Origin of the sequence: Lapillicoccus sp., assembly GCF_025353065.1 — a bacterium.
In the GTDB taxonomy this organism is placed as follows: domain Bacteria; phylum Actinomycetota; class Actinomycetes; order Actinomycetales; family Dermatophilaceae; genus Lapillicoccus.
In genome coordinates, this window is the sequence record NZ_JANXRJ010000046.1 from 1 (window position 1) to 22463 (window position 22463).

Annotated in this window: 23 protein-coding genes; 11 read left to right on the forward strand and 12 right to left on the reverse strand. The window is 71.0% G+C overall.

What is annotated here, in order from left to right; all coding sequences use genetic code 11:
* Positions 1-72: 72 nt before the first annotated feature.
* The 3 genes from Q0R63_RS04190 to Q0R63_RS04200 are packed head-to-tail and all read left to right on the forward strand — an operon-like array spanning position 73 to position 2641.
* Positions 73-843: an ABC transporter substrate-binding protein gene (locus Q0R63_RS04190; RefSeq protein ID WP_295694452.1), complete on the forward strand. Its 771-nt coding sequence runs from the start codon at positions 73-75 to the stop codon at positions 841-843.
* Complete coding sequence (locus tag Q0R63_RS04195; protein WP_295694455.1) at positions 840-1790, forward strand: amino acid ABC transporter permease; 951 nt, start codon at positions 840-842, stop codon at positions 1788-1790. Before Q0R63_RS04190 ends, Q0R63_RS04195 begins: the two co-directional genes overlap by 4 nt.
* Positions 1790-2641: an amino acid ABC transporter ATP-binding protein gene (locus Q0R63_RS04200; RefSeq protein ID WP_295694457.1), complete on the forward strand. Its 852-nt coding sequence runs from the start codon at positions 1790-1792 to the stop codon at positions 2639-2641. The genes Q0R63_RS04195 and Q0R63_RS04200 overlap by 1 nt, the downstream gene beginning before the upstream one ends.
* A 24-nt stretch (positions 2642-2665) precedes the next feature.
* Here Q0R63_RS04200 and Q0R63_RS04205 read toward each other — a convergent pair whose 3' ends face one another.
* Entirely contained in the window at positions 2666-3406 is a 741-nt protein-coding gene (locus Q0R63_RS04205) for a DapH/DapD/GlmU-related protein (RefSeq protein ID WP_295694461.1), read from the reverse strand.
* Positions 3407-3571: 165 nt separating this feature from the next.
* On the opposite strand from Q0R63_RS04205, the gene paaK reads away from it, so the two are divergent.
* A complete protein-coding gene (paaK, locus tag Q0R63_RS04210; protein ID WP_295694465.1) occupies positions 3572-4858 on the forward strand; it encodes a phenylacetate--CoA ligase PaaK in 1287 nt (428 codons plus the stop codon).
* A gap of 165 nt (positions 4859-5023) precedes the next feature.
* On the forward strand, positions 5024-6709 hold the full coding sequence (locus Q0R63_RS04215) for a substrate-binding domain-containing protein (RefSeq protein WP_295694468.1): 1686 nt from the start codon (positions 5024-5026) through the stop codon (positions 6707-6709).
* Between the two features lie 104 nt (positions 6710-6813).
* Here Q0R63_RS04215 and Q0R63_RS04220 read toward each other — a convergent pair whose 3' ends face one another.
* The 3 genes from Q0R63_RS04220 to Q0R63_RS04230 all read right to left on the reverse strand — a co-directional run bounded on the left by Q0R63_RS04220 (position 6814) and on the right by Q0R63_RS04230 (position 9400).
* The gene (locus Q0R63_RS04220; protein ID WP_295694471.1) at positions 6814-7569 is read right to left on the reverse strand and encodes an ABC transporter permease; all 756 of its coding nucleotides are present in this window, start codon (positions 7567-7569) and stop codon (positions 6814-6816) included.
* Between the two features lie 67 nt (positions 7570-7636).
* The gene (locus tag Q0R63_RS04225) at positions 7637-8605 is read right to left on the reverse strand and encodes an ATP-binding cassette domain-containing protein (protein ID WP_295694474.1); all 969 of its coding nucleotides are present in this window, start codon (positions 8603-8605) and stop codon (positions 7637-7639) included.
* Positions 8606-8734: 129 nt separating this feature from the next.
* Positions 8735-9400, reverse strand: a complete 666-nt coding sequence (locus tag Q0R63_RS04230; RefSeq protein WP_295694477.1) for a PadR family transcriptional regulator — start codon at positions 9398-9400, stop codon at positions 8735-8737.
* 131 nt (positions 9401-9531) lie between these two features.
* Here Q0R63_RS04230 and galE point away from each other — a divergent pair, with 131 nt between their 5' ends.
* Genes galE through Q0R63_RS04245 form a run of 3 tightly spaced genes read left to right on the forward strand, consistent with a single transcriptional unit; the run spans position 9532 to position 11635 of the window.
* Positions 9532-10560 carry a UDP-glucose 4-epimerase GalE gene (galE, locus tag Q0R63_RS04235; protein WP_295694480.1) on the forward strand — a complete coding sequence of 343 codons (1029 nt, stop codon included), beginning with the start codon at positions 9532-9534 and terminating at the stop codon, positions 10558-10560.
* The gene (locus tag Q0R63_RS04240) at positions 10557-11141 is read left to right on the forward strand and encodes a TIGR00730 family Rossman fold protein (protein ID WP_295694484.1); all 585 of its coding nucleotides are present in this window, start codon (positions 10557-10559) and stop codon (positions 11139-11141) included. Before galE ends, Q0R63_RS04240 begins: the two co-directional genes overlap by 4 nt.
* A complete protein-coding gene (locus Q0R63_RS04245; RefSeq protein ID WP_295694486.1) occupies positions 11138-11635 on the forward strand; it encodes a low molecular weight protein-tyrosine-phosphatase in 498 nt (165 codons plus the stop codon). The genes Q0R63_RS04240 and Q0R63_RS04245 overlap by 4 nt, the downstream gene beginning before the upstream one ends.
* Before the next feature lie 59 nt (positions 11636-11694).
* On the opposite strand, the gene Q0R63_RS04250 is transcribed toward Q0R63_RS04245, so the two are convergent.
* Positions 11695-13008, reverse strand: coding sequence for a transglycosylase family protein (locus Q0R63_RS04250; protein WP_295694489.1), 1314 nt, complete (start codon positions 13006-13008; stop codon positions 11695-11697).
* A gap of 320 nt (positions 13009-13328) precedes the next feature.
* Between Q0R63_RS04250 and Q0R63_RS04255 the strand changes: the two genes are divergently transcribed.
* On the forward strand, positions 13329-13670 hold the full coding sequence (locus tag Q0R63_RS04255; RefSeq protein WP_295694492.1) for a hypothetical protein: 342 nt from the start codon (positions 13329-13331) through the stop codon (positions 13668-13670).
* Positions 13667-14731 carry a hypothetical protein gene (locus Q0R63_RS04260; RefSeq protein ID WP_295694495.1) on the forward strand — a complete coding sequence of 355 codons (1065 nt, stop codon included), beginning with the start codon at positions 13667-13669 and terminating at the stop codon, positions 14729-14731. The genes Q0R63_RS04255 and Q0R63_RS04260 overlap by 4 nt, the downstream gene beginning before the upstream one ends.
* A 73-nt stretch (positions 14732-14804) precedes the next feature.
* On the opposite strand, the gene Q0R63_RS04265 is transcribed toward Q0R63_RS04260, so the two are convergent.
* A complete protein-coding gene (locus Q0R63_RS04265; protein WP_295694500.1) occupies positions 14805-15680 on the reverse strand; it encodes a dioxygenase in 876 nt (291 codons plus the stop codon).
* Positions 15681-15847: 167 nt separating this feature from the next.
* On the opposite strand from Q0R63_RS04265, the gene purB reads away from it, so the two are divergent.
* The gene (gene purB, locus Q0R63_RS04270; RefSeq protein ID WP_295694504.1) at positions 15848-17257 is read left to right on the forward strand and encodes an adenylosuccinate lyase; all 1410 of its coding nucleotides are present in this window, start codon (positions 15848-15850) and stop codon (positions 17255-17257) included.
* A 4-nt stretch (positions 17258-17261) separates the two neighbouring features.
* On the opposite strand, the gene Q0R63_RS04275 is transcribed toward purB, so the two are convergent.
* The 6 genes from Q0R63_RS04275 to Q0R63_RS04300 all read right to left on the reverse strand — a co-directional run.
* Positions 17262-17897 (reverse strand): VOC family protein, encoded by a 636-nt coding sequence (locus tag Q0R63_RS04275; protein WP_295694506.1) that lies wholly within the window; start codon positions 17895-17897, stop codon positions 17262-17264.
* Between the two features lie 207 nt (positions 17898-18104).
* On the reverse strand, positions 18105-18956 hold the full coding sequence (locus tag Q0R63_RS04280; protein ID WP_295694509.1) for an RNA methyltransferase: 852 nt from the start codon (positions 18954-18956) through the stop codon (positions 18105-18107).
* Positions 18957-18979: 23 nt separating this feature from the next.
* On the reverse strand, positions 18980-19771 hold the full coding sequence (locus Q0R63_RS04285; RefSeq protein WP_295694521.1) for an HAD hydrolase family protein: 792 nt from the start codon (positions 19769-19771) through the stop codon (positions 18980-18982).
* An 88-nt stretch (positions 19772-19859) separates the two neighbouring features.
* Positions 19860-21140: an ABC transporter permease gene (locus Q0R63_RS04290; RefSeq protein ID WP_295694512.1), complete on the reverse strand. Its 1281-nt coding sequence runs from the start codon at positions 21138-21140 to the stop codon at positions 19860-19862.
* A complete protein-coding gene (locus Q0R63_RS04295; protein WP_295694515.1) occupies positions 21137-22018 on the reverse strand; it encodes an ATP-binding cassette domain-containing protein in 882 nt (293 codons plus the stop codon). Before Q0R63_RS04295 ends, Q0R63_RS04290 begins: the two co-directional genes overlap by 4 nt.
* A 126-nt stretch (positions 22019-22144) precedes the next feature.
* Positions 22145-22463 (reverse strand): response regulator transcription factor (locus Q0R63_RS04300; protein WP_295694519.1); only part of this gene is annotated, 319 nt, incomplete at its 5' end.

A 22463-nucleotide genomic window follows, 5' to 3' on the forward strand; every position in this document is an offset into this window, starting at 1 on the left:
GGGGGGGGGGGGGGGGGGGGCCGCCCCCCCCCCCCCCCCCCCACCGCAGCCGTCACGGTCGACCCGGCCCTCGTGGCCAAGCTGCCCGCGAAGATCAAGACCGCCGGGACGATCGTCATCGGCACGGACGCCACCTACAAGCCGAACGAGTACCTCGCCGGTGACGGCAAGACCGTCGTCGGCCTGGACGTCGACCTGTTCGACGCCGTCATGGCCAAGTTCGGCATCAAGACCCAGTGGACGCCCTCCGCCTTCGACGCCATCATCCTCGGGGTGGACAGCGGGAAGTACGACATCGGCGTCTCGTCGTTCACGATCAACAAGGAACGCCTCGGCCAGGCCACGATGGTGAGCTATTTCGCGGCCGGCACCCAATGGGTCACCCAGAAGGGGAACCCGAAGAAGGTCGACCCGGCGAACGCCTGCGGCCTCAACATCGGGGCGCAGACGGGCACCGTCCAGATCCTGACCGACCTCCCGGCCCGCAGCAAGAAGTGCACCGACGCCGGCAAGGCCGCCATCAACCCCCTCGTCGACGCCGACCAGGGCAAGGTCACCACGAGCGTCCTGTCCGGCAAGGCCGACGCGATGCTCGTCGACCTCCCCCCGGCCCTGAGCGCGGTGGCGGACAGCCAGGGCGCTCTCGAGCTGCTCGGCGCCCAGTACGACAGTGCGCCCTACGGGTACGTGCTCCCGAAGGCCGGGACGGACTTCGGTCAGGCCATCACCGAGGCCCTCAAGGCCCTCAAGGCCGACGGGACCTACGACAAGATCCTCATGAAGTGGAAGGCGCAGGATGGGGCGATCACGAGCTTCGTGGTCAACCCAGCCGTCGCTTCGTGAGCACCGGTCCGACGGACCGGCCGGGGGCGATCGACGCCCGACCGCTCCGACACCCCTGGCGATGGGTGGCCGTCGCGCTCATCGCCGTCCTCGTGGCGATGCTCATCAGCTCGTTCGTCACCAACCCGCGCTGGGACTTCCCCTTCGCCTTCCAGATCATGCAGCAGCGGCCGGTCATCGAAGGCCTGTGGAAGGGGACGATCTTCGGCACCGTGTCCGCGATGCTGCTCGGGATCGTCGTGGGACTGGCCCTCTCCGTGATGCGGCTCTCGGACAACCCGGTCCTGCGCGGCGTGGCCTTCGTCTACACCTGGTTCTTCCGGGCCATCCCGCGATACGTGCTGCTCGCCCTGCTCGGGATCGGCGTCGGCTTCCTCTACAACGAGTTCCGGATCGGACTGCCGTTCGGCCAGCAGATCTCCCACCTGCTCGGTCTGAAGAGCGACCTCACCTTCTTCGGCCTCAACTGGAACGCCCTCTCGAGCACGATCTGGGTGGGCGTCATCGGGCTCGGCCTGTCCGAGGCCGCCTACATGGCCGAGATCGCGCGGGCCGGGATCCTCTCCGTGGATCCCGGACAGCGCGAGGCTGCTCAGGCCCTGGGGATGTCGTCCGGGAAGTCGATGCGTCGGATCGTCCTCCCCCAGGCGATGCGGGTCATCGTCCCCCCGACCGGCAACGAGACGATCGCCATGGTCAAGGACACCTCGCTCCTGATCGCCATCCCCGTCATCACCGAGCTGTACTACCAGGCGTACCAATTCGGGCAGCGCAGCTTCAAGATCATGCCCGGTTTCGTCGCGGCCACCCTGTGGTACCTCATCGTCTGCTCGATCCTGATGGTCGGGCAGTACTACCTCGAGCGGTACTACGGCCGCGGCTTCGGCCGGACGACCGCCAGGAAGAACAAGCGCTTCGCCCGACCCGGCGGGGCGGGAGGCGCGTGATGTCGAGCCTGCCCACCGGGGTGAGCACCCGGCATACGGGCGAGCCCCTTGTCCGAGCCCTCAACGTCATCAAGGCTTTTCACGGCGCCGAGGTCCTCAAGGGCATCGACTTCGACGTCCACCCGGGCGAGGTGGTCTGCCTGCTGGGTCCGTCCGGGTCGGGCAAGACGACCTTCCTGCGCTGCATCAACCAGCTCGAGAAGATCGACGGTGGCCGGATCTGGGTCGACGGAGACCTGATGGGCTACGACGACCGCGGCGGCACGCTCCACCAGCTGTCCGACAAGGCCATCGCCGCCCAGCGCTGCGAGATCGGCATGGTCTTCCAGCGGTTCAACCTCTTTCCCCACATGACCGCACTGGCCAACGTCATGGAGGCGCCCGTCCGGGTCAGGGGCGAGAAGAAGTCCGACGTCCGGGTGCGCGCCCTCGGTCTCCTGGAGCGGGTCGGCCTCTCCGACAAGGCCGACAGCTATCCCGCACAGCTCTCCGGCGGCGAGCAGCAGCGGGTCGCGATCTCGCGCGCGCTGGCGATGAGCCCCAAGCTCATGCTCTTCGACGAGCCCACCTCGGCGCTGGACCCCGAGCTCGTCGGCGACGTCCTCGCGGTGATGCGCGAGCTGGCCGCGCAGGGCATGACGATGATCGTCGTCACCCACGAGATGAGCTTCGCCCGCGAGGTCGCCGACCGGGTCGTGTTCATGGACGGCGGCGTCGTCGTCGAGTCCGGCCACCCGAAGGACGTCATCGACAACCCGCAGCACGAACGGACGAAGCTGTTCCTCAAGCGGATGCGTTCCCACGACGACCCCGACCGGCCGACGGTGCAGGACGCTCGGTCTCAGGGATGACCGACCAGCGACGGCCGGGCGCGACTAGGCCGCGTCGTCGACCGCCGTGCCTACCCGGGCGAGCGAGGCGGCCCGGGACGGGTCGACGTCCATCCCGCGGTAGACGACGTTGCCGAAGCTGCCCGACCGAGAGGTGATCTCGGCCGGCACCCCGACGGCCACCCCCCGGACCGGCACGTCCTTGAGCACCACGGCGTTGGCCCCGACGACCGCGTCGTCACCGAGCCGGATCCCCCCGGCCACCACGGCGTTGACGCCGATCCACACCCGGTCGCCGAGCACGGGGCACTCGAGACGGTCGGTGCCACCGCCGCCGGTCCCGCGGCCCAGCGTCGTGCCGTGGCTGAGGGTGAGGTTGGCTCCTGCCTCGAGGGCGCCGACGACGACGCCCTGGGCGTGGTTGATGAACAGGCCCGGCCCGATGTGCGCCTGCGCCGACATCTCCACCCCGCACATCGGCGTCATGAACCGCTGCAGCAGGATCGCGAAGACCGACAGGACCAGTCGCAGCGGCGCCGGCGAGGAGGACGTGCGGGCGGCGTGGGCGAGACGGTAGGCGACGACCCCGTAGAGGCCGGGATAGAAGGTCAGGGCACGCACCGCGGCGACCGGCGAGGGGCTGCCCTGGTCGAGCTCGGCGAGGACGCGGCAGCGCTCGACGTCGGTGGCGATGACGGCGCGCAGCGACATCCCCGACCGACAGGGGCAGGTCTCGCTCCGCAGCGAGGGCGCGGACAGATCAGCCAGGTGGCCGGGGGAGGTCATGGGCCCGACGCTAACCCGGCAGGCGGCATACAGGTATCTCCCAGCCTGGGGTTTGACACACTGTTAACACGGACATGGGGACGACTCGCCCATTCGCTGACAAAGCTCGGCAAGGCGGCCAGCGGCCTCCTCGCCCCCCGCTGCCCGTCCCCCTAGGCTGGGCGGATGACCTGGCAGGACGGGACTGAGCTGTCCCCCGAGGGCCTGCGGACCCTCCAGCTCGAGCGGTTGCAGGACAGCGTCCACCGCGCGTATGCCGCCGTGCCCCACTACCAGCGGGCGCTCGACGCCGCCGGCGTCCACCCCGAGGACGTCCGCACGCTGGCGGACCTCGCGCGGCTGCCCCTCACGTCGAAGTCGGACCTGCGGGACAACTACCCCTTCGGCATGTTCGCCGTGCCGCGTGAGCAGGTCACGCGGATCCACGCCAGCAGCGGGACCACCGGCCGACCGACCGTCGTCGGCTACACCGCCGACGACGTCTCGATGTGGGCCGACGTGATGGCGCGCTCGATCCACGCCGCGGGCGGGCGGCCGGGCGACCTCGTCCACATCGCCTACGGCTACGGCCTCTTCACCGGCGGACTGGGGGCGCACTACGGCGCCGAGCGGCTCGGGTGCACCGTCGTGCCGGTGTCCGGCGGCATGACCGAGCGGCAGGTGCAGCTGATCACCGACTTCGAGCCGCGCGTCATCATGATCACCCCGAGCTACTTCCTCAGCCTGCTCGACGAGATGGAGCGGCAGGGCATCGACCCGAAGCAGACCTCGCTGCGGGTCGGCATCTTCGGGGCCGAGCCCTGGACGGAGGCGATGCGCCGCGAGGTCGAGGAGCGCACCGTGATGGACGCCGTCGACATCTACGGCCTCTCCGAGGTGATCGGCCCCGGAGTGGCGCAGGAGGCGGCCTCGACCAAGGACGGGCTGCACGTCTGGGAGGACCACTTCTATCCCGAGGTGGTCGACCCGATCACCGGCGAGGTGCTCCTGGACGGCGAGCGGGGCGAGCTCGTCCTCACCAGCCTGACCAAGCAGGCGATGCCGGTGCTGCGCTACCGGACGCGTGACCTCACCCGCCTGCTGCCGGGCACGGCATACCCGACCTTCCGGCGGATGGAGAAGGTCACCGGCCGCACCGACGACATGATGATCATCCGGGGGGTCAACGTCTTCCCGACCCAGATCGAGGAGCACGTCCTGGCCGAAGCGCAGCTCGCGCCCTATTTCCAGTGCGTGCTCACGCAGCCCGGTCGGATGGTCGAGCTCACCGTGCTCACCGAGAGCCATGTGCCCCTCTCGCCGGCCGACAGGGAGGCCGTCGTGGTGCGGCTCGCCGGACGGATCAAGGACCGGGTCGGCATCACCTGCATCGTCGAGGTGCGCGACCCCGGGGGCATCGAGCGCAGCGTCGGCAAGGCGCGGCGGATCGTCGACCAGCGGGTGCCCGTCTAAGGGCATTTGAGCGGATACACCCTGGTCGCAACCCCGTTGGGTCGCCACGAAGGTCATGCGCAGCGGCCTCTGCGTGCCACACTGACCGTTCGGGGACCGAGGTTCGGGGAAGCGCGAGGCGCAGCCGCGCCCAACGCGTGCCGACGAGCACAGGAGTTCAGCGACGTGGGTAGGCATTCTGCCGCGGCGGAGCCACGACGCCCCGTCGCCGCCATCGTCGCGATCCTTGCGCTGGTCGTCGCCCTCGCCGGCGTCGCGATCTACCGCGCGGCCCACGGTGGGCAGGAGGCGCCGGTGGCCTCGTCGATCGCCACCTGCCCGACGACAGGCCCTGCGGCCGACATCGCGGTGGCCCCGGCGATCCTCGGGGTCGTCACCAGCGCCGCGAGCCGGGTCACCGCGAAGCACCCTTGCCGCACCTACGCCCTCACGTCGGCCGAGCCGGCGACGACGGCCGGCATCCTCCGTGGGGACGGCCCGAAGCCGGATGCCTGGGTCAGCGACTCCCCGGTGTGGACCGACGCCGTGCGGGCCGCGAGGCCCGGCACGCTGGCCACCGGCGACCAGCCTCTCGCCGTCAGCCCGCTCGTGCTCGCCGTGCCCACCGCCGTCACGACATCGTCTGCCGGCGCGGGCGCCTCCGTCGAGCGCGCCACCTGGAAGAGCGTCCTCACCGGCACGAGCGGCCTCACGGTGACCCTGACCGACCCCGACCTCACGACCTCGGGACGGCTGGTCCTGCTCAGCGCCCCGGGCGCCGTCGGCACCGCCTCGAGCGCTCGCGCTGACCTCGCCAAGATCCTGCTCGGCTGGTCGCACGCCCCGACCCGGAGCGAGCCCGAGCTCTTCGCCACCCTCACCACCGGCGCTCCCGCGGCGTTCCCGGCCTCCGAGCAGGCCGTCACGACCTACGGTGCCAAGCACCCCGGCGTCGTCTCGGGCGTCATCCCGACCGGGGGCACCTTCCGCTACACCTACTCCCTCGTCTCCGTCGCCGGCCTCTCCCCCGACGCCAACGCCTCCGTCGACGCGCTGCGCCAGGAGCTGGCGAGCCCGACCACCCGCGACGCCCTCGCCGTGGCCGGATTCCGGGCCGACGACAGTGCGGACGGCACCGGCGTCACCGGGGTCACGGCGGCTCCCGTCACCTACCTGCCCGTCGTCCCGGCGGCCACGCGCACCTCGCTCCTGCAGACCTGGCAGGCGGTCAGGACCGACGCACGGATGCTCGCCCTCATCGACGCCTCCGGGTCGATGGGCGAGAAGGTCGGTGGCGAGACCCGCATGCAGCTGGCCACGGGCGCGGCCGCCGCTGCGGTGGGGATCCTGCCGCCGGCGACCGAGCTCGGCACCTGGGCGTTCGGCATCGACAAGGGTGGACCCGGCCAGGACTGGGTCGAGCTGGCGCCGATCCGTCGCCTCGACCGGGCCACGAACGGCATCAGCCAGCGCGACCTGCTGACCCGCATCCTGCCCGGGATCGCGGACGAGGTGGGCGGCGGCACCGGGCTCTACGACTCGGTCTTCGCCGCCTACCAGCAGATGGTGGGCACCTATCAGGTGGGTCGGGCGAACTCCGTCGTCGTCCTCACCGACGGCCGCAACGAGGACCCGGTCGGCCTCACCCTCGAGCAGCTGCTGCGGAAGATCGACCAGGTCAAGGATCCGTCCCGGCCCGTCGTGGTCATCACGATCGGCATGGGCACGGACGTCGACATCGCCGCCCTGCAGGCCATCTCGACGGCGACGGGCGGCACGAGCTATGTGGCGACCAACCCCCAGGACATCGGCGGGGTCTTCATCGACGCCATCCTGGCCCGACGCTGCACGGTCGCCAACTGCGCGAGCTGACCCGTGCGCCGGGGACTGTCAACCGGCGCGAGTCCGGTGTGCGCGGCCAGCCGTGCGGCATACCGGGCACGCGCCGGTCGTGCGTCCCCGTGTGGCATGACGGCTCAGCTGTTCTCCCTACGGAAGGTGCTGGTGCCCCACCACAACGCGGCCGCGAACAGCACCAGCGTCCAGCTGATGCCCCAGGCCATCGAGCTCGTCGCGAAGGAGCCGCCGAAGGCACCCCGCACCGCGTCGACGATCCACCGCGTCGGCATGAAGTCGCTCGACCGGACCAGCCACGCGGGCCCGATGGTCATCGGCAGGAGGATCCCCGAGAGCAGCAGTACCGGCATCATCACCATGTTGATCACCGGGGCCATCACGTCCTCGCTCTTGGTCGACAGGGCCAGGGCGTTGGAGGCCGCGGCGCAGGCTGCACCGAGCAGCAGGGTGAGCGCCACGCCGAGGACGACGCCGCGCACCGGCGCCCGCATCCCGACGACATAACCCAGCCCCACGAGGATCAGCGCCTGCACGAACAGCTGCAGCACATCGCGCATCAGTCGCCCGACCAGCAGCGCGGTCCGGCTCGCCGGGGTCACCCGCTCGGCCTCGATGACGCCGTCGCGCCACTCCGCGATGAGGGTGAAGCCGGCGAAGAACGCCCCGAAGATGCCCAGCTGGACGAGCAGGCCCGGCACGAAGAAGGTGTAGGCGTTGGTGGCACCGAACTGCTCGGCGAGCGGCTTGAGCAGCGGACCGAAGAGGAAGAGGTAGAGCACCGGCTGGAGCATCCCGATGATCACCCAGGCCGGGTTGCGCAGGTTCATCCGCATCTGGCGGCGGAAGACGATGTAACTCTCACGCAGGAAGGTCATGTCGCGTCCTTGTCTCGAAAACTGTTGTCCCGTATGCCGCGTCGCTCACTCATGCTGTCGGGCGCCGTCACGCGCTGTCCCGCAGCGAGCGGCCGGTGAGGGTGAGGAAGACGTCGTCGAGGGTGGGCCGCCGCACCTCGATCGAGGTCAGGGTGATGCCCGCCTGGTCGAGCTCGCGCAGCAGACCCGGGATGACCACGCCGGCGCGCTGCACCCGAGCACGCACGTGGTGGGCGTCGACCTCGACGTCGGCCGCGTCACCGACGACCGTCGCGACCTTCTCCGCGGCGGCGGACACCTGCTCGAGGGCGGCGATCTCGAGGTCGACGAGGTCGCCGGAGACCTGGGCCTTGAGGTTGTCCGGGGTGTCGCTCGCCACGATCCGGCCGTGGTCGATGACGACGATCCGGTCGCTGAGGTGGTCGGCCTCGTCGAGGTAGTGGGTCGTGAGGAACACGGTGGCGCCCCGCCGTGACCGCAGGTCGGCGATGTGGGTCCAGAGGTTGGCCCTCGCCTGCGGGTCGAGGCCGGTCGTCGGCTCGTCGAGGAAGACGAGCGTCGGGTCGTGGATCAGGCCCATCGCGATGTCGAGCCGTCGTCGCTGACCACCGGACATCGACTTCGGCTGCCGCGACCACATCCCGTCGAGGTCGAGCTGCTCGAAGAGCTGGTGGCCCCGCTCCTTGGCCTGGGCGGAGGTCAGGCCATAGAGCATGCCGTGGTCCATCACCTCCTCGCCGGCCCGCGCGGTGCCGCCGGTCGAGCCGCTCTGGGAGACGTATCCGATGCTGCGGCGGACCTGCTCGGCCTGCTTGACGACGTCGAAGCCGGCGACGGTGGCCGTGCCGGCCGTGGGTCTGAGCAGCGTCGTGAGCATCCGCAGGGTCGTCGTCTTGCCGGCGCCGTTGGGGCCGAGGAAGCCGACGACCTCACCCTCGGCGACGTCGATGTCGACGCCGTCGACGGCGCGCACCTCGGACTTCTCCCTGCCGGCCTTGGTGTGGAAGGTCTGGACCAGACCTCGTGCGTGGATCACTGGCGTGCTCCGCTCTGTTGCCGGTTCACTGCTGCCGGTTCACTGGTGCCGGTTCACTGGTGCTGCTGGATTGTGACGCTAGCTATTCAAGGTTGAACATCAGCAGTATTCAACCTTGAACACTACTCGTCAAGTCGAGGTCGGCGAAGCGGGTGGGTCCAGCCCCAGGGCGTCCCGGTAGCGCTGCCGCTCGTCGTGCATCTCCCAGCCCGGGTCCTCCGGGGGCGGCAGCCAGTCGGTCGGCTCACCCGCGAACATCAGCCCCCCGGAGTCGATCTCGGCCAGCAGCAGCTCGACCCACTCCCGGTCGAGTGCGGCCGACCGCTGCCAGAGGTCGAGCATCCAGGGCAGGTGCGGAGGGGCCATACGCCGAGCCAGCTCGGAGGGGGGCGCCGCGTCGGCGAGCTCGGCGTGCCGTTTCAGCCGGGCCCGGAGATGGTCGGCATAGACCGACCGGCGGACCAGTGGCAACAGGGACAGCGCGGTGTGGAAGGCCAGCGGGGCGGTGATGTCGACGGACTCGAGCGCCTCTCCGAGCAGGCGGTCGAACTCGGCCCGGCCCTCGGCCGTGGAGGTGTAGACAGCGACCGTGCGCGACCCCTCGCGCAGGTCGTCCCGCCGTAGGTGGCCCTGCTTGGTCAGGGTGGCGAGGCCGGAGTAGATGGACCCGGGGTTGATGCGGCCCCACTCCTCGACTCCCCACGAGAGCAGCTCGCGGCGCACCTGATAGCCGTTGACCGGCTCGAAGAGCAGCACGGCGCCCAGCAGGAGCAGGCGGGTCTCCGTGGCGGCCATGGACACCGAGTCTAGGACGGGGGTGGGGGGTGCGGGCGAGAGGGAAGGGTGCCGCCCTGGTCGGGACGGGCGGCGGCGGCGGCGGCGGCGCACGTTCGTCGGGCCGGGAGCACACGGCATACGGTGTGCGTATGCGTGTTCTCGTCAGCGGAGGGGCCGGCTACATCGGTTCGCACACCGTGGTCCAGCTCGTCGCCGCGGGGCACGACGTCGTCGTGGTCGACAACTTCGGCAACGCGAAGCCGGCGGTCATGGGCCGCCTCGACAGCCTCACCGGGCAGCACATCGACGTGCACGCGTTCGACCTCACCGACAAGGACAAGACCGAGCACCTCTTCGCGAGCGAGCAGATCGACGCGGTGATCCACTTCGCCGGTCTCAAGGCCGTCGGCGAGAGCGTGCAGATCCCCCTCGACTACTACGAGAACAACCTCGAGTCGACGTTCTCGCTGCTGCGCGCGATGCGCCGGCACGGCTGCTCGACCCTCGTCTTCTCCTCCTCGGCGACGGTCTACGGCGACGACGCGCCGGTGCCCTACCAGGAGGACTACGAGCCGCTGCGGGCCTCGAGCCCCTACGGCCGGACCAAGGTGATGATCGAGCACGTGCTGCGCGACGTCGGCCACATCGACGACCGGTGGCGGATCGCGATCCTGCGCTACTTCAACCCCGTCGGCGCGCACCCGTCGGGCGAGATCGGCGAGGACCCGCAGGGGATCCCCAACAACCTCATGCCCTTCATCGCCCAGGTCGCCGTCGGGCGCCGGGACAAGCTCCAGGTGTTCGGTGGCGACTACCCCACCGCCGACGGCACCTGCGAACGCGACTACATCCACGTCGAGGACCTCGCCGCGGGACACGTCGCGGCCCTCAACACGATCGCCACGTCCGACACCCCGGTGCGGACCTGGAACCTCGGATCCGGCACGGGCACCTCGGTGCTCGCAATGATCGAGGCGTTCGAGCGGGCGTCCGGCCGCCCCATCCCGTATGAGATCGTGGCGCGCCGCGCCGGTGACCTCCCGGCCTTCTGGGCCGACCCGACGCGCGCCCACGCCGAGCTCGGCTGGCGCACGACGAGGAGCATCGACGACATGTGCGCCGACACCTGGCGCTGGCAGAGTGCCAACCCCCACGGCTTCGAGGACTCCGCGTCGTGACGGCCGTGCGCCGCCTCGCCGTCTTCACCGGGTCGGCTTCCGGCACCGACCCCACGTATGCCGCGGCCGCCGCGACCCTGGGCCGGCACCTCGCCGAGGCGGGTATCGGCATCGTCTACGGCGGGGCCCACGTCGGGCTGATGGGCGCCGTAGCGGATGCGGCGCTGGCCGCGGGCGGTGAGGTCATCGGCGTCATGCCAAAAGCGTTGGTGGACAGGGAGATCGCGCATACCGGTCTCACCGAGCTGATCACCTGCGGCACGATGCACGAGCGCAAGGCGGCGATGGCCGACCGCGCCGACGCCTTCGTCGCGCTGCCCGGTGGCGCCGGCACCCTCGAGGAGATCTTCGAGGTCTGGACCTGGCAGCAGATCGGCTACCACGCGAAGCCGGTCGCCTTCTACGACACCGGCGGCTACTGGCAGGGGCTGCTCACCGCCCTCGCCGAGATGGCGGACGCCGGCTTCATGCGCCAGCCCTACCTCGACTCGCTCGTCGTCGAGTCGGAGCCGGCTGCCCTCGTCGCGGCACTGACCTCCTGGACCCCGCCGCCCGAGACGTGGATGGCGCCCGGATCGTGACCGACACCCTGCACGTGACCTTCGTCTGCACCGGCAACATCTGCCGCTCCCCGATGGGCGAGGTCATCCTGCGCGACCTCCTCGCCGACGGGGGACTGGAGGACCTCGTCACCGTGGACTCGGCGGCGACGTCGACCTACGAGCTCGGCAACCCGGCCGACCCCCGGACCGTGGCAGAGCTGCGGCGCCGAGGCCACGACGGGACGGGCCACGTGGCGCGCGAGTTCCGGCCGGAGTGGTTCGCGCACACCGACCTCGTCCTCGCCGCCGACCGGGGCCACGTGCGGGCGTTGCGGCGGTGGGCCAGGACCGACGCAGAACGCGAGCAGGTCCATCTGATGCGGGAGTTCGACCCGGCCGCCGTCGCCGCGGGGACCCTCGAGGTCGACGACCCGTGGTACGGCGACGACACCGACTTCGTCCGCTGCTTCGACGAGGTCGAGGCCGCCTGCCGCGGGGTGTTCGAGCACCTCCGCGCGCGACTCGACCGCTGACGCCGGAACCTGGGGTCAGAGCCACTGCGTCCGCGCGGACGCAAGCAGGGGCGCGAACCTCAGGCGGCGTAACCGCAGCTCCACGGTTGCAGACCGCGTTGCGCATAGACCCGGTTGGCGATGGTGATCTGCTGCTCCCGGCTGGCCAGGTCAGCGCGGTAGGCGAAGTCCGCGCCACCGGCGCCGAGCCAGGTGCGGATGTCGAACTGGAGGCCGCCGTAGTAGCCGTTGCCGGTATTGATCTGCCAGTTCCCGCTGGACTCGCACTGCGCGATGCGGTCCCACATGGCCGCGTTCGACAGGTCGATGCCGGCGCCCGAGGGGGGCGGGGTCGGCTGAACCGGTGATGTGGCCGACGGGGCCGACGGGGCCGGTTGTCGCACCGTCACCTGTCCCGCCTCGTATGCCGCCTGCCGCGCGGCCTGGTCAGCAGCCGCCCGTTGGGCGGAGGCGTTGGCGGCCTGCGCAGCGGTGCGAGCAGCGTCGGCGGCCGCGGCAGCGGCGGCCTGCTGCGCGGCGGCCCGGTCGGCGGCCTGCTGGGCGGCTGCGGCCGCAGCGACAGCCGCCGCCTGACGGGCGGCCTCCTGCTGGCGGGCCAGCTCCTGGGCGGCCAACGCCGATTGCCGCTGGGCCTCCAGGGTGACGGAGGTCTTCTGCAGGGCGGCGAGCTGGGTGACCGTGAGCCGTTGCTGGGTGGCCAGCCGGGCGGCGGCCGCGGCGGCGTCCCCGGCGTCGGCCCGAGCCGCGGACGCTGCTGCGAGGGCGTGGGCGGCGGCAGCACTCTGACGGGCGTCCGCTTCGTCCGCGGCCTGCTGGAGCGACGTGCTGAGCAACCTGCTCGACCCGGCGTCGCGCATGATCCGCGCTTGCTCGGCGCCGGCCGCCTCGAGTCCCGCGGCACGGTCGAGCACGTCCTGCGGGCCGCTCCCGGCGAAGATGTCGAGCAGGGTCGAGCCGCTCCCACCGCCCTCGAAGACGCCCGCGGCATACTGGGAGAGCGCGAGATCGGCTGCGGCAGAACGGCGCTGGGCGGCCTCGGCCTGGGTCCGGGCGGTCGCACTCTCGGTGGTGCGCTGCTGGAGCAGGATCCGCGCGCCGTTGGACGCCATGCCCGCCAGCGCACTGGTGTCCTCGAGGCGGGCGACGCGCTGACGCGCCAGCGCGAGCTGGCCGTCCAGCGCGGCGACCTGCGCCGCGGCACTGACGACCGCTGCCTTGGCTGCGCTCACCTGGGCCGCCGAGGGAGGGGACGGAGGAGTCGGCGTCGACCCCGCGAACGCGGTCGCCCCCGTCGAGGCGAGCATCGTCAGAGCCACTCCGGACGCGAGGATCAGCTCGGCGACACGCTGGGCCGGACGTCGTCGTTGCGGCATGGGCTCTCGGATCGAGGGGGAGGTGATCGGACCTCGACAGTAGGTCTCGACAGTCACTTTGGGAACAGGAGTTCCCTTCTGTCACACCCGAAACGGCGCGTTCTGCGCGATCCGGCTCCGATCGTGCGAATGACACCGATGTCGTTCCGCAGGTCAGCGCCCCGGCTGCCTCGCGGCCCGCATCAGGTCACGGATTCGCATCGGTTCCGCTCCGCGGGCGGATGCCGACGGGATCGGGTGGAGATGACCTCGTCAGGGCGTGGTCATGTCCACCCGATCATCTTCACTCCGGTCCGTGCCCTCATCGGTAGGCTCGCGTCGTGATCGCGCCACCCGAAGGTCGCGAGATGGGCCGGGTCGCCGACCGATCATTGCTCCTCGCGGTCGCGCTCGCCCGGCGAGGCGCGACGTTCGTCGTCGTGGGGAGCGCAGCCGACCGGCTCGCCACCGGCCAGGGCCTCCCCGCCGATCTCGACATCCTGGTGCGACCAGGCGCCGTGCCGGCCCTCGCGAGAGCACTGACCGATCTCACCGGTTCACCCGTGAGGGTGCAGCGCCTCCTGACCCGCGACTGCTCGCGGTTCCTGACCTGGCTCGGTCCGGTCGACGTCTTCATCGGCGATCTCGCGGACACTGGCGCACCGGATCGGAGGACCTCGTGAGTGCTCGCACGGGACTGCTCGACGGCGAGGTCGCGCTGCTACGGGCCGTCCAGGCTGCCACCGGCCCGAGCGGCGAACCCGTCACCAGTCCTCTCGTCCTCGAGGCCATCGACGACGCCGAGCTGCTCGGCCCGCGGCACGCGTACTCCCTCCTCGCCGACCTCGCCGTCCCGTGGCGCCGTCACCTGCCGCTCGTCGACGGGGTGGGCAACTGGGGTTCGCGCAGCGGAGACAGCCCCGCCGACGCCCGCTACACGCTGACCGGCCTGACCGCCTTCGGCCTGCTCGCACTCGCGGCCGATCGCGGTGAGGTCGGCCCGGTGCCGCTCGGGCTCGTCGACGGCACCTGGTGGCACGGCGGGCTGCAGCCGCCGTATCCCCCGCTCGACGTCCTCCGCGCGCTTCGGACCCGCGACACCTCGGGCCTCGTCCCGTGTCCCGTGACTGGTGGCACCGTCGCCGGCGACCTCGAAGGCCTCGCAGCCGGACGGCCGACGCGCCTCGTGCTCGGCTCGGTCCTGGTGCCCGAGCAGGCCGTCAGATACACGCCCGGTATGCCGCCGCCCGGCGTCGAAGGCGGGTGGTGGATCGGCGATGCCACCCCCCTGCCGGTCAGCGACCCGACAGCGTCGGGCGGCATACCTACTGACGTGGAGGGTCCGGCGTCCGTCGACCAGCTCGTCGTCACCGAGGTGCCCTACGGGGTGGACGTCGACGAGGTCACCCGGCTGCTGGACGAGCGAATACGCCAGGAGCACGGCGGCGTCGACGGGAACCAGTTGCACTACGACCTTGGGGCCATGTTGCCCGGTCCCCCGATCCCACTCGGACCCCTGGACCGTGTGCAGGACGAGACCACTGGCCGCGACGGGCTGCGCATCGTCTGCGTCCTGCGCGAGAGCGCCGACCCCGAGGCCGCTCGGGAACGGGTGCTGTCGACGTGGCCGCTCACGATCACCGTCGACGCCCGGCTCCCTGCCCCGCTGACCGACCTCGTCACCGGCTGGGACGCCGGCGACGGCTCGGGCCTGAGCGCACTCGAGCGGCTCCTCCGAGCGTAACGACGACCGTTGGTCCACGACCGGACGCCCAGCACCGCTCAACGAGGTGGTCGTCGTCGACCAACGGTTGTCGTTACGTCGACGGGGCGAGCACGATGTCGAAGCGCACCCGCGCCCAGCTCCGCCCGTGGAGATCCCGGCCGTCCGGCGGGGTGACGTCGGAGGGCTGCTCGACGAACTCCTTGACCAGCGACTCCTTCACCCCGAAGACGCTGTCGCTGTCGAGCAGCTCATCCCCCTGGACGAAGATGTGCGTCACGAGGGTGCGCAGCCCCGGTGCGCTGACCATGAAGTGCAGGTGCGATGCCCGCATCGGGGAGCGACCGGTCGCCGCGAGCATCGCACCGACCGGCCCGTCGTCCGGGATGGGGTAGGGAGTCGGGGTGACCGCCCAGAACCGGAAGCCGCCGTCATCGTCGCAGAGCAGATACGCACGGCCGCCCGTCCTCTTGTCGTCGTACTGGACGTCGTAGAAACCCTCGTCGTCGGCTTCCCAGACCTCGATGCGCGCGCCGGGGACCGGCCGGCCCTCGGTGTCGGACACGGTGCCCTCGACCCAGCACGGCTGCCCGGTCGCGGTGCCCGCGATGTCGCCGCCGAGCTCGACGTGAGGCGCGCCGTCGACGAAGAACGGCCCGAAGACGGTGGCCTCGGTGGCGTCGGCGTAGGCCTCGTTGTTGATGGCGACCGTCTGCATGGACGCGCCGAGGGTGTCGGAGAGCAGGATGAACTCCTGGCGCCGGTCGTCGGTGATGTTGCCGACCGCGGTGAGGAAGTCGATGCCCTGCTTCCACTCCGCCTCGGTCAGCCGGACGTCGCGCAGGAACGCGTGCAGGTGACGCACCGCCGCCTGCATGATCTCCCTGAGCCGCGGGTCCGGGGTGCTCTCGAAAGAGGCGAGCACCATTCTGACCAGGCTCTCCTCGCGGTCCTCCTGCTTGTCGGTCATCGTGGGTCGGCTCCTTCCCGGGCGTCGCGCACGACTCGGGTGAGGTACCCCGCGCACGTCCCCTGATCCTCCTCCTCGTGGCCGACCCGCTCCCATCGAGCCCGACCATCGCCAGGTGGCCCGCCCGCGGCGCATACGGGGCCCTGAGGTCTGGGAGACTCGGACCCATGCCCTCGTTCGACGACGCCGTCCCTCCGATCGCGCTGGGGGCGCTCGACGGTCGTTACCGCACCGTCGTCGCGCCGCTGGTCGACCACCTCTCGGAGGCGGCGCTCAACCGCACCCGCGTCCACGTCGAGATCGAGTGGCTCATCCACCTCACCGACTCGCAGGTCGTCCCCGGCGTCCGGCGCCTCACCACCACCGAGCAGGCCGCGCTGCGCCGGTATGCCGCGACCTTCGGCACCGACGAGATCGCCGAGCTCGCGCAGATCGAGCGGGAGACGGTGCACGACGTCAAGGCGGTCGAGTACTTCCTCAAGCGGCGGCTCGCCGTCGTCGCCCCCGAGGAGGGCGACCGCGGTCTCTCCGAGCTGATCCACTTCGCCTGCACGTCGGAGGACATCAACAACCTCTCCTACGCGCTGATGGTCCAGGGCGCCGTCCGGTCGGTCTGGCTGCCCAAGGCGACCGACGTCGTCGACCAGGTCGCCGGCATGGCCAAGGACCTGCGCGACGTGCCGCTGCTCGCCCACACGCACGGCCAGCCGGCCACTCCGACCACGATGGGCAAGGAGCTCGCCGTCCTCGCGCACCGCCTGCGTCGGCAGCTCGGGCGGATCGAGCGGGCCGACTACCTCGGCAAGCTCAACGGCGCGACCGGGACGTATGGCGCACACCTCGCGGCCCTGCCCGACGTCGACTGGCCGGCGGTGAGCAAGGCGTTCGTCGAGGGACTCGGCCTGACGTGGAACCCCCTCACCACCCAGATCGAGAGCCACGACTGGCAGGCTGAGCTCTACGCCGACGTCGCGCGGTTCAACCGGGTCATGCACAACATGTGCACCGACGTCTGGACCTACATCTCCCTCGGCTACTTCGCCCAGGTGCGCGGGCAGGGCAGCGTCGGGTCGTCGACGATGCCCCACAAGGTCAACCCGATCCGCTTCGAGAACGCCGAGGCCAACCTGGAGGTATCCAACGCGCTGTTCGACGTGCTCGGCTCGACCCTCGTGCAGTCCCGGCTGCAGCGCGACCTCACCGACAGCTCGATGCAGCGCAACATCGGGTCGGCCTTCGGCCACTCGCTGCTCGCCCTCGACAACGTCAGCCGCGGGATGGCGGGCCTCGACGCCGTGCCCGAGCGGATGGCCGGCGACCTCGACGCCAACTGGGAGGTCCTCGGTGAGGCCATCCAGTCGGTGATGAGAGTCCTTGCGGCACAAGGGGTCTCCGGCATGGACAACCCCTACGAGCGGCTCAAGGACCTCACCCGAGGACGTCGGATCACGCAGGCCGACCTCGTCGAGTTCATCGCCGGGCTCGGACTCCCCGAGGATGTCGCCGCCCGGCTGTCGGCGATGACGCCCCAGTCCTACGTCGGCGCCGCCCCGCGGCTGGTGGACTTCCTCGACTGAGGCGTCAGACGGTGACGAGGCCCTCGGGGGTGCCGAAGGTGACTGCGAGCAGCCCGGGGGTGCCCCTCGGGGCGACGAACTCGAAGTCGATCACGGACGACGTCCTGCTCGCCGGGAGACCCAGCCACTCGGCGACCCGCTCGGGGTCACCGCCGATCTGCAGCGCGTCGATGGACACGGTCGTGGCGGCGCCGACGGACGGGTGCACACCGAGGTCGTCCCACTGCACGTAGTAGGGCAGCTGGGGGTCGGACATCAGGCCCTTGATACCGATCTGGCGCCAGCGCAGCTCGACCCCGTCGGGGCGATGCCGGCTGCCCTCCACCGAGCGTCGACCGAGGCGCTTCTCGACCGAGGTGATGTCCTCGACCTGCACGCACCAGCCGAGCCAGCCGCCGCCCATCTCGGAGCGCGCTCGGACGGCCTGACCGAAGGGGGCCTTGTCCGAAGCGGGGTGGTCGAGACACTCGACGACCTCGACGTAGCGGTCGTCCGCCAGCTGGAAGATGACGTTGCGCGTGCCGAAACGTGGATGCACTCCGCCGTCGACCGCGGACACGCCGATGAGCTTTGCGAGACGGGCTGCCGTGGCATGAAGTCCGTCGTGTTCGGCTGCGTAGGAGACGTGGTCAACGCGCATGCCAACCATCGTGACACACGCCGGGGGATGCTCTTGACCACCCCCCGGGAACGCTGACCGAACGGTTCTCGTCGCCGGAAATCGGTTGGAGTTCGGCGCAATCCACGTCCGACCGGTGCGTCGGACGGGGTGGCAGGGAAGCCTCAGCCGACGTATAAGTCGGCCCGGTCACGGCAGGTGACGGACCGCGGCCGCCGCCGCATCGCCTCACCGTTCGCGGCGTTGACGCACCGCCTCGAAGAGCACGATCGCCGCGGCGACCGAGACGTTGAGCGAGTTGACGCGGCCGGCCATCGGGATGCGCACGCGCTCGTCCGCCGCGGCGAGCAGGAGCTCGTCGGCCCCGTGCTTCTCGCTGCCGACGGCGATGGCGACCCGGCCGCGGTAGTCGATCTGCGTGTGCTCGGTCTTGGTCTCGGGCGTCGTCACGACGAGTCGGATCCCGTTGCCCTGCAACCAGTCCAGCGTCTCCTGGGTCGAGCCCTGGGCGACCGGGACCGCGAAGACCGTGCCCTTGCTGGCACGCACGACGTTGGGGTTGCCCCAGTCGGTGACGGGGTCGGCAGCGACGACCGCGGCGACCCCGGCGGCATCGGCGGTGCGCAGCATCGCCCCGAGGTTGCCGGGCTTCTCGACGCCCTGACAGATCAGGGTCAGGTCGCGCCGCCCGACCGGCAGCTCCTGCACCCGCCGACCGACGGCCGGGACGACGGCGAGCAGCCCGTCGGGACCCTCGCGATAGGCCACCTTCTCGAACACCGCGCGGTCGAGCCGGACCACCTCGACACCGCGTCGGCGCAGCGTCGCGAGCAGGTCGTCCTGCCGCCCGATGTCCTGCGAGCCGGCCCGTCCTGCAGGGCTGAACAGCTCGGGGCAGATGTATGCCGCGGTCGGCGTGACGCCGGCGGAGAGGGCGAGCGCGAGCTCCTCGTAACCCTCGACGAGCGTCGTCCCGGACTCCTCGCGGAAGCGGCGCCGGCGCAGCGCGGCGAGCGCCTTGAGCCGCGGGTTGGCGGGGGAGGCGATGACGAGGTCGTCGGGACCGAGAGGGTCGCTCATGGGTGCGGCAGAGCCTCAGCAGCTCACAGCAGCGAGCGCAGGACGGGGACGAGGCCGTCCTCGTCGACGTCGGCAGTGACCTCGTCGGCCGCGGCCTTGACCTCGTCGGGGGCGTTGCCCATCGCGACACCCCGCGCGGCCCATCGCAGCATCTCGATGTCGTTGCGCTGGTCGCCGACGGCGACCGTGTCGCCCGGCTCGACGTGCAGCGTCCGGCGGACGAGCTCGAGGGCCGAGCCCTTGGTGACCCCCTCGGGGTTGATGTCGAGCCACGCGGTCCAGCCCACGGCATACGAGACACCATGGAGGCCGGCGGCCTCGACGAGGCGCATGAACTCCTCCGGGTCGGCCTCAGGGTTGCGCAGCGTCACCCGCGTGGCGGGTCGACCGATGATCTCGTCCCAGGCGACGACGACCTGTTCGCCACCGAGCTCTCCGTCAGGGAAGAGCGAGCTGACCTTGAAGCCCACGCCGAGGTCCTCGACCGCGACGAGCGCCTCCGGGATGGCCTGTCGCAGGAGGGTGAGCGCGGGCTCCGGGTCGAAGGTCACCGTGTCGGTGACGACGTAGCCCCGGTCCTGGCTGGGGTCGAGCCGGATCGTGACCGCGCCGTTGGAGCAGACGCAGTAGCCCTGACTGACGCCGAGCTTCGCGACGATGGGCATCGTCGCGACGATCGAGCGGCCGGTCGCGATGGTGAGGTGGTGGCCGGCGTCGATGACTGCCGTGACCGCCTCGGCGACCCCGGGCGAGAGCACGCCGTAGTGGTTCACGGTCGTGCCGTCGAGGTCGAGCGCGACGAGCTTGCGGGCGATGCCGTCCACGAGTCTCCTAGGGCGATGGCAGGTGCCGGACCTCCGCGGAGGCCCGGGCACCAACCCTACGGGTCGTCGCGGGTCGCCCTCAGTCGCCGGCTCGCATCGCCTCGCGGATCGTCATCCGGCGCTGGGTCTGCAGGACCGAGCGGGCGTAGAGCCGCTCACCGACGACGACGGCGAACGCCGCGAAGACCAGCGTGATGAGGAGGGAGACGACTGGCTCCCACCAGGCGGCGTCGCCGGTGAACAAGCGCATCGGCATCGCCACGGTCGAGATGACGGGGATGTAGGAGCCGACGGTGCGCACGGCCCCCTCACCGACGAGCCCGACCATCATCGCCACGACGAGGATCGTCGTCAGCGCCGGCGTCGTCGACTGGAGGTCCTCGTTGCGGGTGGCGAGCGACCCGGCGACGGCCCAGAGGCAGGCGAGGGCGACGAACCCGGCGACGAAGAAGATGAGGAACCAGCCGGACGCGGAGGCGATCGCCGGGAGGAAGCTCGAGTAGGACGAGAAGCTCAGGCCGATCAGACCCACCCCGACGAAGACGACCATCTGCGCCAGCGCGAGCAGCGTGTTGCCCGCGACCTTGCCCAGGAGCAGCTGCCGCAACGGGATCGCGGTCACGAGGATCTCCACCACCCGTGACTGCTTCTCCTCGACGACGCTCGAGGCGATCGTCATCCCGAAGAGGAGGGAGGCGAGGTAGAAGAGGAAGGCGAAGACAAAGCCGACGGCATACCGCAGGCCGGGGTCGTCGTTCGGGTCGAGCGCGGCCACGTCGACCGTGCTCCCCCGCGTGAGGACGTCGACGGTCGTGCCCGCCGCCGCGGCGTTGGCACCGAGCACCTGCTGCTGCACCGCTTCTCGGACGGAGGCCGTGAGCCCGGTCGCCGGGGTGCTCAGCCCGACGAGGCGCCAGGCGTCGCCGTCGTGGACGAGCCCCACCTCGGCCGACTTGCCGCGGACGGCCGCGGTGACTGCGGCGGCGTCCGGGCTGTCGGTGATGGTCAGCTGCATGGGCTGGTCGCGCTGCTCGGCGTTGCGTCCCACCTGCTCGATGACCTGACGGCTCTGGGGGCCGGCGACCGCGATGGTGACCTTGTTGGAGCCGCCCCCGATGAGTGCCTGCAGGCCGAGCGAGCCGGCGAGGAACGCGAGGGTGACGGCGGTCGAGATGATGAAGTTCTTGTCGGTCAGCTTGACCAGCATCTCGCGGCCGGCGACGACGAGCCACAGGGACTGCCCGGTGGCGCGCTCGTCGTCGCGCACGAGGCCCCCGCCGGTCGGTAGGGTCGTGCGGGCGGTCGAGGTCGTGGTCGTCGAGGTGGAGCCGGTGCGGCTGGTGGTGGGTGACGTGGTCATGCCGTGACCTCCCGGTAGATGTCGCTGAGGGTGGGGACGAGGGCGCTGAGCTCGCGGACCGAGCCGCGGCGCAGGGCTTCGCGCAGGATGCGGTCGGACGCGTCGTGGGCGACGAGCTCGAGGACGGCGGTGCCGCCGTCGACGTCGAGGACGGAGACGCCGTCGACGTCACGCACCCAGCCGGCGTCGCCGTCGACGACGAGCCGGTGGAGGAGTCGGCCGCGGTGGCGCAGCTCGTCGACCGACCCGTGGGCGACGACCGCGCCCTTGGCGAGGACCACGAGGTGGTCGCACAGCCGCTCGACGAGATCGAGCTGGTGGGAGGAGAAGAGGACCGGCACCCCTCGGGCGGCGTGCTCGCGCAACAGGTCGGCCATCGCGTCGACCGCCTTGGGGTCGAGTCCCGAGAAGGGTTCGTCGAGGATGAGGGCGATCGGCTGGGCCATCACCGCGGCGGCGATCTGGACGCGTTGCTGGTTGCCCAGCGAGAGCGTCTCGAGCTTGACGTCGGACCGGTCGGCGAGGCCGAAGCGCTCGAGGTGCTCGAGCGCCGTGCGCTTCGCCCCGGCCGCGGTCAGCCCGTGGAGGCGTCCGAGGTAGACCAGCTGTCGCAGGACCGGCTGCTTGGGGTAGAGGCCACGCTCCTCGGGCATGTAGCCGAACCGCGCCCGCTCAGCCGCCGTGACCGGGCGGCCCTGCCACAGCACGTCGCCCGCGGTCGGCGCGAGGATCCCCATGATCATCCGCATCGTCGTCGTCTTGCCCGCGCCGTTGCCGCCGACGAAGCCGGTCATCGACCCGGTCGGCACGGTGAGGTCGACATCGGTCACCGCCCTCGTCTCGCCGAACGTGCGGGTCAGTCCTCGGGTCTCGAGCACCGAACTCACCTCTGCTCTCTCGTCATTCGTGGAGTCGTGTCCCTGCTGCCGACCTCCACGCTAGGAGGGGGCGGGACTGAGGGGATCACCCGCGGGATGGAGATCGGCGGACGGGCCGCTCGCCTGCTACGTCGGCTGCTCCCCCGTGCGGATGAGTCCGGCTTCGTGGGCCAGGACGACGGCCTGGACCCGGTCCCGCAGGTGCAGCTTGGCGAAGCAGTTCGAGATGTGGGTCTTGACGGTCGCCTCGCCGACGAACAGCTGCGCGGCGACCTCCGCGTTGCTCAGCCCCCGGCCGACGAGGACGAGCACCTCGCGCTCGCGGGGGGTGAGCAGCGCGAGCTCGCGGGCGTGCGGCATACCGGCTGGGGCTCCACCTGTGGGGGTTGACGCTGCGTCGAGGGGGTTGACGCCCGGTATAACCGGCGTCAACCCCCTTGACGCA

What these genes read in the sequence shown, in the direction of transcription:
- Q0R63_RS04200 (WP_295694457.1), top strand. Translation starts at nt 1,790, where the DNA reads ATGTCGAGCCTGCCCACCGGGGTGAGCACCCGGCATACGGGCGAGCCC.
- Q0R63_RS04205 (WP_295694461.1), bottom strand. Translation starts at nt 3,406, where the DNA reads ATGACCTCCCCCGGCCACCTGGCTGATCTGTCCGCGCCCTCGCTGCGG.
- paaK (WP_295694465.1), top strand. Translation starts at nt 3,572, where the DNA reads ATGACCTGGCAGGACGGGACTGAGCTGTCCCCCGAGGGCCTGCGGACC.
- Q0R63_RS04220 (WP_295694471.1), bottom strand. Translation starts at nt 7,569, where the DNA reads ATGACCTTCCTGCGTGAGAGTTACATCGTCTTCCGCCGCCAGATGCGG.
- Q0R63_RS04230 (WP_295694477.1), bottom strand. Translation starts at nt 9,400, where the DNA reads ATGGCCGCCACGGAGACCCGCCTGCTCCTGCTGGGCGCCGTGCTGCTC.
- galE (WP_295694480.1), top strand. Translation starts at nt 9,532, where the DNA reads ATGCGTGTTCTCGTCAGCGGAGGGGCCGGCTACATCGGTTCGCACACC.
- Q0R63_RS04250 (WP_295694489.1), bottom strand. Translation starts at nt 13,008, where the DNA reads ATGCCGCAACGACGACGTCCGGCCCAGCGTGTCGCCGAGCTGATCCTC.
- Q0R63_RS04265 (WP_295694500.1), bottom strand. Translation starts at nt 15,680, where the DNA reads ATGACCGACAAGCAGGAGGACCGCGAGGAGAGCCTGGTCAGAATGGTG.
- purB (WP_295694504.1), top strand. Translation starts at nt 15,848, where the DNA reads ATGCCCTCGTTCGACGACGCCGTCCCTCCGATCGCGCTGGGGGCGCTC.
- Q0R63_RS04275 (WP_295694506.1), bottom strand. Translation starts at nt 17,897, where the DNA reads ATGCGCGTTGACCACGTCTCCTACGCAGCCGAACACGACGGACTTCAT.
- Q0R63_RS04280 (WP_295694509.1), bottom strand. Translation starts at nt 18,956, where the DNA reads ATGAGCGACCCTCTCGGTCCCGACGACCTCGTCATCGCCTCCCCCGCC.
- Q0R63_RS04290 (WP_295694512.1), bottom strand. Translation starts at nt 21,140, where the DNA reads ATGACCACGTCACCCACCACCAGCCGCACCGGCTCCACCTCGACGACC.